8 protein-coding genes are annotated in these 12,780 nt (G+C 37.9%); all 8 read right to left on the minus strand.

The features are described 5' to 3' along the window. Positions 1-14: 14 nt before the first annotated feature. A complete protein-coding gene (locus tag J2Z32_RS03430) occupies positions 15-1,571 on the minus strand; it encodes a glycoside hydrolase family 43 protein (RefSeq protein WP_210087757.1) in 1,557 nt (518 codons plus the stop codon). Continuing rightward, positions 1,572-2,516 (minus strand): carbohydrate ABC transporter permease, encoded by a 945-nt coding sequence (locus J2Z32_RS03435; protein WP_210087758.1) that lies wholly within the window; start codon positions 2,514-2,516, stop codon positions 1,572-1,574. It abuts the gene before it with no gap. Further along, positions 2,516-3,487: an ABC transporter permease gene (locus J2Z32_RS03440; protein WP_210087759.1), complete on the minus strand. Its 972-nt coding sequence runs from the start codon at positions 3,485-3,487 to the stop codon at positions 2,516-2,518. The genes J2Z32_RS03435 and J2Z32_RS03440 overlap by 1 nt, the downstream gene beginning before the upstream one ends. Before the next feature lie 73 nt (positions 3,488-3,560). Then, positions 3,561-5,246, minus strand: coding sequence for an extracellular solute-binding protein (locus J2Z32_RS03445; protein WP_210087760.1), 1,686 nt, complete (start codon positions 5,244-5,246; stop codon positions 3,561-3,563). Between the two features lie 120 nt (positions 5,247-5,366). Next, positions 5,367-6,899 (minus strand): response regulator transcription factor, encoded by a 1,533-nt coding sequence (locus J2Z32_RS03450; protein WP_210087761.1) that lies wholly within the window; start codon positions 6,897-6,899, stop codon positions 5,367-5,369. After that, positions 6,889-8,718: a sensor histidine kinase gene (locus tag J2Z32_RS03455; RefSeq protein ID WP_210087762.1), complete on the minus strand. Its 1,830-nt coding sequence runs from the start codon at positions 8,716-8,718 to the stop codon at positions 6,889-6,891. Before J2Z32_RS03455 ends, J2Z32_RS03450 begins: the two co-directional genes overlap by 11 nt. 75 nt (positions 8,719-8,793) lie before the next feature. Next, complete coding sequence (locus tag J2Z32_RS03460) at positions 8,794-10,353, minus strand: helix-turn-helix domain-containing protein (protein ID WP_210087763.1); 1,560 nt, start codon at positions 10,351-10,353, stop codon at positions 8,794-8,796. Positions 10,354-10,615: 262 nt separating this feature from the next. Then, entirely contained in the window at positions 10,616-12,712 is a 2,097-nt protein-coding gene (locus tag J2Z32_RS03465) for an alpha-glucuronidase family glycosyl hydrolase (protein ID WP_210087764.1), read from the minus strand. Between the last annotated feature and the right edge of the window lie 68 nt (positions 12,713-12,780).

The raw sequence follows: 12,780 nt of genomic DNA on the forward strand, positions 1-12,780 counted from the left end.
ATCTCCTTCCTATTTTAAGTATGGAGGTATTCAAACCAATCAAAATGAGCTTCTGCCTGACTGTCTTGTCCGTTTCCAGTAGCATATAAGCCAATAACGACACCAGTAAAGCACATTTTGCTTACGAAATCCTCTGGAGATAAAGCTTTTGCTGAGCCTGATGCAACACTTGTCCAAGTTTCCCCATTTTCCGAATATAGTAATGTGTATTCAGTCTCACTAGAGTTAATTTTAAGGAATATATGGTTGCTGTTTATAGCCGCTTCATGCACAATTTGTGACTGTCCCCGAACAGTTAGACGTGCGATGAGCTTATTACTACCCCCAGAATGAATGACCCCAATTTCATAATGAGCATCCTCATCCCGACGTGCAACCAAACCAGCTTCTTCTCCTTCTTTTGTTGGCGTAAATGCCATAGAAGTCACAAAGCTTGCATTCACATGTTGTTGTCTTCTTCCAACAAACGTAAGCTGGCCAATTTCACTAAGATTTGTTGCTTGACCACTTAGTGTCAATCTGCTGTTTTGTTGATCAAGCTTACAGACATTAGGCGTTGGATTACGAACAAACATCCATTCAAAACCAAGCTTTTCACCATCAAAATGTTCACGACCTGTAATAATAGCAGAATGAGAAGGATTTTTCTCAATCATTGGCAATTGATCAACAACCATATTAAGGCTCACGATACCTTCATTGTTATCAATATGAGGCCAACCATCATTCCAAATCACTGGAGCTAGGAATGTCTCACGTCCAAGCACACTGAAACTCTCTTCAGTTAAACGCACGCCAAGAAATACTGCCCACCAATTGCCGTTTAAATCATCAATTAAATCTGCATGACCTAAATATTGAATCGGGTGGTCTAAATGGCGATGCGTCAAAATAGGTTCAGGATATAGCTCAAATGGACCATATGGATTTTCACTACGTCCAATAATTTCACGGTGATCCTTTGCTGTGCCCCCAGAGGCAGACATCATATAATACATGCCATTGATTTTGTACAAGTGAGGTCCTTCTGTCCATGGACCACCATCTCCATGCCATACGATCTGTGGTTCAGACAGAGCTTTCCCTGTCTTAATATCGATTTCATATTGGATTGCATGTGAATCATAATCCGCACCTTGTTGCGCTGTCACATACACCTTGCCATCATCATCAAAAAATAATGACGGGTCAATTCCACCATGTGGAATCAGGATTGGATCAGACCAAGGCCCTGCTGGATCAGTAGCCGTCACGTAAAAGTTCCCAATTCCTCTTACATCGGTGGTGATCATATAGAAGGTTCCGTCATGATAACGAATCGCTGGTGCAAAAATTCCGTCAGAGCTTTTTTGATTCGTTAAATCAAGTTGACTCTTGCGGTCTATAATATTTCCGACTTGCTCCCAATGAACCAAATCCCGGCTCCGAAAAATCGGAACACCGGGAAAGTATTCAAACGAGCTACAGATGAGGTAAAAATACTCTCCTGCTCTTGTAATACTTGGATCAGGATAAAAGCCAGGAAGTATTGGATTAGAATAACTATATTTCTGTGAAGTTAATTGATCCATTTATTCCTTAACACTCCCTACATTAAGTCCTACGACAAAGTATTTTTGCATGAATGGATACACAACTAAGATTGGAACAGATGCGACAATCGTAATCGCTGCACGAATCGAAACTGGTGTAACAAGTGAAGTGTTTTCCATCCCAACCCCTGCCGAAACGGAAGGGTTACTGTTCGCATTCATACTAGAAGAAATCAGCTTCATCAATTCATATTGCAACGTACTTAATTCTTGTCTAGAAGAGGTATAGATGAAAGCATCAAACCAAGCATTCCATGCACCTACTGCAACAAACAATGCAATCGTTGCCAATACTGGTTTACAAAGCGGCAACATAATTCTCCAGAAAATTTTAAAGTCACCTGCACCATCAATACGTGCGGATTCTACTAAGCTTTCAGGAATGGTATAAATATAAGTCCGAATAACGATTAAGTTAAAGGCACTGATCATACCTGGGATTACATATACCCAGAAGCTATTAAGCAAACCTAAATCTTTAATCAAGAAGTACCCTGGAATTAGACCAGCATTAAAGTACATCGTTAATACAAAAATTGTTGTAATTGGTTTACGGAAAATATATTCTCGACGACTAAGTGCATAAGCAAGCATGGTAGTTAAGAATATGTTCAATATCGTTGAAATTACAGTTCTTGCTACAGAGACCCAAAATGCATTAAAGATTGTACCCGATGCAAATACCGCTTTATAGTTTTGCAGCGTCCATTGACGTGGCCATAAATATAAGCCACCTCTAATCGTATCGTTCCCCGCATTAAACGATACAACGATTGTATTTAAGAACGGGTATAACGTTACGATTACTAACAAAATCATAAAAATTGTATTTAATGTATGGAATATGACCGACTCTGCATCTGTTTTCCCAAGTCGTCTTGGAATGGCAGCTGAGCCACCGGACATTTGAGTTTTCTTTTTCATTATAACAGCCTCTCTTCCCCAAGCCGCTTGGAAGTCCAGTTCGCAAGTAACAACATCGTAATACTAACGACTGTTTTAAATATACCCCCAGCAGTAGCCAATGAATAGTTCCCCATCGCAATCCCGTATTTGAGGACAAAGATATCAATCGTTTCTGACCAGTCCACAACAAGTCCGTTGCCTAACAAATATTGCAACTCAAAACCTGCTTCAAGAATGTGTCCGACCTGCATAATTAAGAGGATGACGATCGTTGGCTTAATACTTGGCAAAGTAATGTTCCACATTTTTTGATAACGATTTGCTCCATCAATATCCGCTGCTTCATATAAAGCAGGGTCAATAGATGCCATCGCTGCTAAATAAATAATTGTATTCCATCCCACTTCTTTCCATACCGTCGTTCCACCAACGATACCCCAGAAGTATTTACCTTCACTTAGCCATAAAATCGGTGCATCAATGAGATGTAATCTCATCAAAACGTCGTTGATAATACCATCAGATGCTAGGGATGTAGCGGCAATCCCTGTAACGATAATCCAAGACAAGAAGTGTGGCAAATAAGAAATCGTTTGCACCGTTCTTTTCCAAAATACTTTTCTAATTTCATTTAATAGTAATGCTAATAGAATCGCGGTTGTAAATCCTAAAACTAAGTTAATCAAACTCATGCCTATCGTATTACGTAGTACTCTTAAAAAGTTATCATCACTAAATAAAAATTCGAAATGCTTAAATCCTACCCATTTTTGTTGACTAAAGCTACGTGCAGGCTTATAGTCTTGAAAAGCCATTGTCCAGCCCCAAATTGGAACATAAGCAAATGTAACAATATAAGCTAGTAGTGGTACTGACATAAAAATTAATTGTCTTTGCTCTACGATCGTTTTCCAAGTCCACCGTTTATTTTTCTTGCTTTTTTTCTTCAACGGCTTTAACGGCTCAGTGCCAGTCACAATCTCCTCCATAGTATCAAACTCCCTATCCATCCTTTAGATTGAAGGAAAGGGAGTTTTTGCTCCCTTTCCATTTAACCACAACTTATTTCGTCGTCCAGTTGTCAATTCTCCATTTTAATACTTCATTAATACGATCTTCATATGCTTTGATATCGATTTTACCTACTTCACCAACAAATTCATCCCAAACTTTATCAAAATCAGCTTTTGGTGCCAAAATTGCTTTTGGTAAATATTTAGTTTGTGTATCTTGCAATTTTTTGCTAGCTAACTTAGCTGGAGAACCGTCAACCAAGTCAACGGACCAAGCTGGATACGTCACCGCATTTGGTGGCGGAGGACTAAAGAAGTCAATATAGCTTCTAAATCCATATGCATCTAACATTTCTTTATCGTACGGCTTCAAGCCTTCTTGATATTCTTCTGGCTGGTCATTAGCATCAATTGCGTTGCCATCACTGAAGAAACCTTGCATTTTAGGTGCAGTTTTGTAAAATGCATCAGCCTTGTTTGCAAGCTTCCAAGTATCATCAGTTGCATGGTCACGTTGCTCTTGTGTTCTCATAAAGCGACCTTTTTCATTTACATAATAGTCTTCGCCTTCAACACCCCAAGTAAATAGCTTTTGCCATTTTTCATCAATCAACTTGTCAAGTGCCATAATGATTCTTTCAGGATTTTTAGCATTAACAGTAATACCAAAACCATTGTTTAAGTTAAGTGCTGGACGATCACGATAGTAGTCCTTAATGCTAGCATCATATGTCAATGGTAGCGCAACATAAGTACGTTCCAATTTCTTTTGGTTCGTAAGAGAATCTTCAGCTTGTTGGAAATTCCAACGTTGGTCAAACATTCCTAGCACATTACCATTAGAAATTTTAGCTAAATATTGATCAAAGTTTTGTGTAAACGTTTCCCGATCTAGCAAGCCTTGTTCATTGATTTCATTCAGCTTTTGATAGTATTGTTTAGCATAGTCTTTGTCAGCAAAGATCTCAGCAACACCATCTTTAACTACCACGCCACCATCGTTTGGATGTCCGATCAAATGTTGAGGTGGGTTAAATAAGCCCCAGTTTTTCCAGTCATAGTTCAAAATTTCAAATCCAATTGTTGGTTTACCATCAATGGTTGGATATTTTTCTTTATATTTCTTAATTAAATCAAAATATTCATCCAATGTTTTTGGAGTTGGATACCCAAACTCCTTCAATACTGCCTTTTGAATGTAGAATCCTGGGCCATTATAATAGGTACCAGCAACTTCACCATTATATGCACCATAGTTTGGCAAATAATAAATGTGACCATCATTAGGATCCTTCATTTGGTTCCAATATGCAGCATAATGTTTTTTCAAGTTTGGTCCATATTTTTCAATCAAATCTTCCAAAGGAATTACTGCTCCAGCAGCAGTAAGCTTGATGTCAGCAGAGATGACGTCTGGATAGTCGCTACCCGCGATCATTACGCCAAGCTTTTGATCCTTGTCACCTGCTAAAAATTCAAATTTAAATGTAACGCCTAACTCATCTTTAATACGTTTGTAAATCTTGTTGTCTGCTGTTGGTTGTTGTCCAGCTTCATTCAAAAACGCAGAAATTTCAAGTGGATTTTGTGGACTAACATCAACTACCTCGCTATCCGATCCTGTTTTTCCATTGCTAGCCTCTTTGTTGTTACCGCCACCGCAACCTGCGAGCACAACGCTCAGTGTTAACAGTAGGGTTACTCCGACGCGAAGCAATTTTTTTCTGTCCCCCATAAAGCACCTCCAAAAATATTTGTTTTTCAGAAATGTAAGCCCTTTCAAGTGGCTGATTTCATTATAAATTTATATCTAACCTTAAACTATATTCGAATTATAGGTGTTTCCGAGAAAACCTTAGGTTTTCTTATATTCGTTAGGTGAAACACCTATTCTTTTCTCAAATTGCTTTAAAAAATGATTATAACTGGTGTAGCCCATCATTTCAGAAATCTCACTATTTTTATATTGATTGCTGCGAAGTAGGCGACAAGCCTCCTCAATTCTTAAATCATGTAGTAGCTCATTAAAACCAATCCCATTTTTACGCATTAAAAGCTGTCCTAAATAAGCGGGATGAAGAAAAAACCGTTCAGCTAACATTTTAATCGTTAAGCCTTCACGATAGTGCGTCATAATGTATTCATTAATCTCCTGTACAATACCTTGTGACTCCATCGTGTTTTCCTTTAGCAGATAATCAAAGCAAACCCGCCCACAAGAACGCAACATGCCAATTAAATCATCAAAGGTAATTAATGTCTCATTTAAATCAGGGATATCAAATAATTGCCAAGAGGACTCTTTCTCCTTCTCCATCTGCCCACGCAAGTACATTTTAATTTCATGCAAAATATAAATGACAAACTTATGCGCCTCATCAGGATGTACCCTGATCTCACGAAATGTATGTTCAATATGATTCACTGTTTCCTGATAGCTGGCGTGATCAATAAGCTGCAAGGAATTAATAATACGTTCCAATAGCTCTACTTGCTTAAAATAAGTTTGAAATTGTCGTTTCCCCATTTGATTGTAGCTAACAATCCCATTCTCCTCTGTCTCATAAAATGCATGTAATAAAGCTTCCGTGGCAGTTAAATAACAATTTCTAATATTAATTAATAAAGGTTCAGCTTTTCCTACTGCCATAAACAGACGAAAACCCGCCAAACGGCAGGCAAGTTTTTGTAGTTTATCCCATACATCTTCCTTTTCGTTTTGCTTCGCTGTATTTCCAAAAACAATAGAGAAGTATTCCTTACGAAGATGTATAAAATACACAGTGTAAATTCCTTCCAAAAACTCTTTTGCAATTTCGCTTACACGTACTAGCTGATCTTTAGGCACCTGGACTAGACATACATTCCAATCGTTTGCCTGTAAGGATAAGGAGCCCGCATACATTTCATCCTCTAAATTTAATGGCTTTCCAAGAAGTAAATCCTTAACCAAGATAAGCTCTTTTTCTCTTTGAGCCACTTGACCAATATGAAGTTGGGCTTTTTCCTCGATTAACTCCTTTAAAACCGCACTTATTTCAACTTGTGCTTGCTCCTCATCAAGTGGTTTAAGCAAATAGCGAGAAACTCTATATTTAAGTGCCTTACGTGCATAACCAAAATCACTATATCCCGTTAAAATAATAAATTTGGTATGATGATTACCTTTTTTACGCCATTCTTCTATCATTTGTAGGCCATCCATTTTAGGCATATGAATATCTACCATGACCAGATCAGGCTGTAGCTCTTCCATTGCCTTTAAGCCTTGGAGTCCATTTTCACAGCTTCCACATACTTCAAACCCTAATTCGTCCCAATTCACCAAAATTTGCAATCCTTCCAGTGCTAAAGGCTCATCATCAATCAGTAATACTTTAAATGCCATTACGAATTCCTCCTTCTCCATCCTGCCATTCAAGCAGACTTAACGGAATTTTGAAGGACACTTCAGTTCCCTCTCCCAGTGTGCTTACAATGTTAAAATTAACTTTATCTTCATAATATAGCTCCAGACGTCGATACACGTTACGAATCCCGATATTACTTCCTGCACTTTCCTCTTTACTACGCATGTTACTTAACACTTTTTTAAGTTGATCTTTGTCCATCCCTTGTCCATTATCAGCAACTACAATATTTAAATATCCATCCACAATTTCTGCACTAATCGTAACCGTTCCTACGCCTTCAATCGCTTGAATCCCATGCTTGCACGCATTTTCAGCTAGTTGCTGTATACTCATTTTAGGTATTTTGTAATGTCGAACATCATCATGAATATCTATTTTATATTGAAACTTATCTCTAAAACGGAATTTCTCAATCCCAAGATACATCATCGTAAAACTTATTTCTTCCTCTAATGTTACTAAATCATCTTTCCAATTTAATAGACGTCTAAGCAGCTTGGACAAATCTTTAATTATATCCTTAACATCTGTATAGTTATTTTTTGTGCTCACAACAAGCAGCGCATTTAATGTATTAAATAAGAAGTGTGGATTCATCTGGCTTTGTAATAAATTAAGCTCTGCTTTCACACGCTCAGCCTCTTGACTTCGTTGCTGTATTTCAAGCTTATATACGTTATTGATTAATGAATTAATCTGTGCGGTCATCATATTGAAGTTACGAATTAAATCCCCAATCTCATCCCGACCACCATCAATGTTAATTAATTCAAATTTTTCGTTGCGTACCTTCTGCATATGTCTGGATAGTCGTTTTACACGATAGTTATAAGAGCGTAACATCACATAAATAAAAATAGACGTAACTAATGTCATTAAAGCTGCTAGCAATCCAAAATAAAGCCACATATCAAGCGTTGCTTTTTTGATACGGGTTTCCTGCGGAACTCCAATCAGCTTCCAGCCTTTAACGTAACTTGCGTTTCCGATCGGAATCACATGTAAATCTTTATTAGTGTCCTTAGTGTACTTATTCATATCAAATAACGTATAATCAGTATCACCTTCACCTTGATAACGATCATCTGTTGAAACTATAATTTGTCCCTTATCGTTAACTAAATACAAATCAAGGTAACTTCGCTCCCTTGCAATTACATCATAAAAACGACTCAAATAAAAATCGATTTTAACTAGCTTCTGATACGAACCATTTGGATTGTAATAGTTCATTTTTTCAATAATACTGAGGTAGGATGACATGGACACAGCATTATTTACGGATGTATCACGATATGCTAATACTTTAAATGAACCGTTTGATTTTTGCCATTCGGCATACCAATTACTATTAAGAACATTCTCATCAATGAGGTAATAGTCACCACCAGGAACAATCGTAGGGTTATTCGTATAAATTCCGATACGCTGAATTTGATTATTCACTGGAATATAGGACGTTACCCGGCGCCGAAGCTGTTCATCAAAGGTGTAATAAAAATCAAATTGATTCGTATAGATTTGATCCATTGCATCAGACAAAAACTTATCCGTAATGATGGCATGACTCACAGCAACCCCACCATCAATCATACTATGAATGTCTTTCCTTGCTCTTTCTAATGAAATTTGTAAATTTTGTTCTTCTCGCTCTTTAATAATTCCTGACATCCGATTCATAAACAATAAGTTCATCACAATAATAGGAAGTAAAACTCCGATTACAATGAAAGTAAATTTGTAGTTTAAAGGAATATCATTGACGATACTACGAAATCGGAATTTTTTTCTCATAACGTAATCTCCATCCTAAAGCAACATAACAAACCCGTTTCCACTATCAATATTGAATTTTAAACGTCATCTTCATCAACCGTCGATATATTCACTTTTCTCCTGCTTTCTATAAGCAGATGGTGCGACACCCGTCATTCGCTTAAACTGACTAACAAAATAATCCGTGTTGGGATAACCTGAATTAGCTGCAACCTCACTGATGCTTTGCCGTCCTTGTCTTAACAGTCGTTTTGCCTCTTCAATTCGTTTATCATTCAAATATTCACGAAATGATTTCCCCGTCTCTTGTTTAAAAACTTGTCCCAAGTAGTTTGGATTCATATGAAATTTTTGCGCAAGGTCCTGAAGTTGAATTTTTTCACGAAATTGTTGGTTCACATATTGTACAACATGAAATAATGTATTATTTTCACTTTGCTTACGTTGCTTAAGGAGTGTTTCAAAACCAATTAAGCTTAATGTCACCGCATATTGATGGAATTCAGAGTAACTATTAATTTCAGTTAATTTTCCTAGGCTTTGCTGGATACGCTGAACAAATTGATCCACATTGCCACCTAGTTCCTTTAACTTTTTCAAAATATCCATTTCTAGGGAAAGCAATTGGAGCCGTACATATTCCTCATCGGAGGACGGAATTCTTGACAAAGGCGCGGCAAGTAATGTATCTACAGCAGCTTCAATGTGATTGGATTCATCCCCATTTATTACTTCCATTAAGGTAGACAATGCTTCTTTATTTACTTGCTTATTAATCTCCTTGGGATCATAACTATGTGAGAGGTCATTAAAATCAATAATCCCTTCACGATTATGGTAACGCTTCCACCCCAGTGCTGATAATGCCTTCTGATATGCTAAATGTAAAGAGGCTACGCCTCCAGTGCTATGCCCTACTGCAACAATTATAGGCACCTCTTGAGGGCATTGCTCATAAATTTTGGAGCCAAGCAGCTCTAATTCGTCTATACCGTATAAGCTATTAGGAACAATAAGTCCTAATCTTCCTTCTGAATCTGAAAATAGTTCAGGAGCCGTAGGCGTTATTAGTCCTGCAACAATTTCCTTTAATTGTTCTTCTTTAAGCTCTGTTTCAATTAAGACACAAGCAACTTCCTCATCACCTTTTATCATTAAAAGCGCTTCTGCTTCATCATTTAATTGTTCACTAAATTCTCCTTGCAGCAAACGATTCACTAAACGATTAACATACAGAGAACGTTCAAGCCGATATAGCGACTCTGACTCTAATTCATTTTGAATTTTTTGACTCATCTGCTTCAATACTAGCTCTATCTCATCTTCATCAATCGGTTTAAGCAAATAGTCCTCCACCTGTTGCTTCAGTGCTGCTCTGGCGTATTCAAAGTTGTCATGTCCACTTAATATTACAAATCTAGGAGGTTTAGTTAGCTCATGCATCGATCGATCTATTAATTCAAGACCACTAACAGCAGGCATATGAATATCTGTAAATACTACATCAGGCTGAAGCTCTTCAATCATTGCCCAAGCTGTATTACCATTTGCAGCTTCTCCGCAAACTTTAAACCCATACTTGTTCCAATTTACTATGGTGCGAAGTCCTTCAAGCACCCACGGCTCATCATCAACTAACAATACATTCATCATGATTTACTCGCCCCCTCCATTTAAATCAATATTTTCGCCTGTGTAATTGAGAGCGTATTTATGTTAATCATATCATATGTATCCCCTTTTTTTAACTATTCAAATATTGTTTTACAAACGCGAGACTTCATTATTGCTAAAAGCTAAATGGATAAAAAATGAAACCAGCTTAATAGAGACGTGATGTCTGTAGTTAGCCGGTTTCATAGTATTTAAGTAATATTGAGAAGATTTGAGATTTTTGAGATTTATTTTTATATCATTAGCTGTAAATTTTGCGATTTCCTTGGTCTGGAATTCCACTTTTACGAAGGAAATAGGTGTTAATCATATCACGCCAAAAACCTGCATGTTCTGCTTGTTCTTTTAATCTTTGCAAAACAGCTTGGTAACGTTCAGCATCAATATCCTTCTCTGTTTCCTTCCATGATGTTATCAACTCTTCCGCTTGCGCCGCTCCATCAAAATGAGAATCATAAATGTGTTGGATCACGGTTTTTCCTGAATCTAATACATGCTCATAAGCAACATGGTGGAAAAATAAAAGTAATTCATCTGGACAAGCTTCTAGCGAATCATACATTGTAGCAACTTCAGGGCGATATTGTGCCGAATAACCTGTTCCAGTGGCAACGGTGCGATCCACACCAATTCCTTTACAGTCTGCGAAGTGATAGGTTCCCCACTTCGAATATTCATAACCATCCACATTTGGACCATAATGATGATCAGGGTTAACCATCCAGCCGACCCCAAGTGGTGAGGTGTAATTTTCGTAAATAGACCAAGAGCGCAACAACATATCCGAAATGAGATTCATAGTCTCTACTGATGCACTAAAGGTCATTTTAACCCATTCATTTGTAATTTCCTCCGCAGATAATGTTGGGTTCCAAATCAACCTACCATAGCCATATAAATTTGCTTGAGCCAAATCATGTCCTGTCCAGTTCATATCGTTACCGATATTAGATACAGCAGCAATTCCCCCATACAGGTTGCCAAACAATTCGCCGCATGCAACCTTAGCAACGGTAGAGCCTTCACCTTTTGCATACGTATCAAAATCAAGGATTTCCTTCCATTGAGGTACGAGATAACACACATGACGTTGTTGTCCAGTATATTCCTGTGTAATTTGAAGCTCAAGTATCTGATTTGTATGCTCTAATCCACCAAACAGCGGTGAAATTGGTTCTCTAACTTGGAAATCCATCGGACCATTTTTAATTTGTAAAATGACATTATCTTTAAACTGTCCGTCTAGCGGCATAAAATGATCATAAGCCGCTCTAGCTCGATCCGTCTTGCGATCCCGCCAATCCTGATGGCAATTATACACAAAGCAACGCCATACCACGATACCACCAAAAGGCTCCAAAGCGGTTGCTAGCATATTTGCACCGTCCATATGATTACGTCCATAGGTGAACGGTCCTGGTCTATTTTCAGAGTCTGCTTTAACAAGAAAACCTCCAAAATCAGGAATTACATTATAAATTGCTTTTGCCCGCTCAATCCACCAAGCTGCAACCTCTTTATCAAGTGGATCAGCCGTGGTTAATCCACCTAACTCAATTGGGCTTGCATAGTTAATGGATAGGAAAAGCTGAATACCATATGCACGAAATACAGCGGCAAGACGCTCCACATTTGGAAGCTGCTCATCAGAAATTAATTTTGTTTCATGGGCGTGCACATTCACATTATTAATCGTAATTGTATTAATGCCAATCGAGGCAAGCAATCTCGCATAGTCCTGAATACGGCTTAAATCCTCAACAATTTTGTTTTTTTCATAAAATATAGACTCACCTGCATAACCACGCTCAATAGAACCATCCATGTTATCCCATTGATTCATCATACGAATGCCATTTACAGGCATCTCTTGAATGTTAAGGTCAGTTACATCTTCTCCAAGCTGTAACAGCTTTAGGAAATGGAATACCGCGTAAATGACAGCGCGGTCACTGGCACCTGCAAGTGCAATATAGCTACCTAATTCATCTTGACCAGTGGAGATCACATAACTATCGTTTGCATTTTCATGGATGTTTGTGCTGGCCTTGACGTTGGAAGAAGTCAGTTGTGTCAACGCCCCCTCTAGTAAAGGATGATCCCCTGCTGTTCCAATAATGATACGTCCATTACCCGCTTGCGCAACTTCTTCTTCCACAATTGGATTCACACCTAATAGAGATTGTAGACCATGAATAAGTTCGTTTTTAGCAGTGTTTAATAAATCCGAGGCACGCGGGACAATTACAGCCCCACATTGCTTGGTGTAACTTAGTCGTAAATGTTCATTTTGAATTTTGTCAAATTGTAACCAGCATTGATAGCTTTTTGTTTTCATGAGGTTCTCCTTTTAATCGTTTTATTATGGCTTATTAAAGCCTATTTAGGGATGAAATTTGATTTTAA

Origin of the sequence: Paenibacillus turicensis, assembly GCF_017873435.1 — a bacterium.
Classification (GTDB): Bacteria; Bacillota; Bacilli; order Paenibacillales; family Paenibacillaceae; genus Fontibacillus; species Fontibacillus turicensis.

Excerpts from the sequence above, each read along its gene's own strand:
- J2Z32_RS03430 (WP_210087757.1), bottom strand. The coding sequence starts at position 1,571 with ATGGATCAATTAACTTCACAGAAATATAGTTATTCTAATCCAATACTT.
- J2Z32_RS03435 (WP_210087758.1), bottom strand. The coding sequence starts at position 2,516 with ATGAAAAAGAAAACTCAAATGTCCGGTGGCTCAGCTGCCATTCCAAGA.
- J2Z32_RS03440 (WP_210087759.1), bottom strand. The coding sequence starts at position 3,487 with ATGGAGGAGATTGTGACTGGCACTGAGCCGTTAAAGCCGTTGAAGAAA.
- J2Z32_RS03445 (WP_210087760.1), bottom strand. The coding sequence starts at position 5,246 with ATGGGGGACAGAAAAAAATTGCTTCGCGTCGGAGTAACCCTACTGTTA.
- J2Z32_RS03450 (WP_210087761.1), bottom strand. The coding sequence starts at position 6,899 with ATGGCATTTAAAGTATTACTGATTGATGATGAGCCTTTAGCACTGGAA.
- J2Z32_RS03455 (WP_210087762.1), bottom strand. The coding sequence starts at position 8,718 with ATGAGAAAAAAATTCCGATTTCGTAGTATCGTCAATGATATTCCTTTA.
- J2Z32_RS03460 (WP_210087763.1), bottom strand. The coding sequence starts at position 10,353 with ATGATGAATGTATTGTTAGTTGATGATGAGCCGTGGGTGCTTGAAGGA.
- J2Z32_RS03465 (WP_210087764.1), bottom strand. The coding sequence starts at position 12,712 with ATGAAAACAAAAAGCTATCAATGCTGGTTACAATTTGACAAAATTCAA.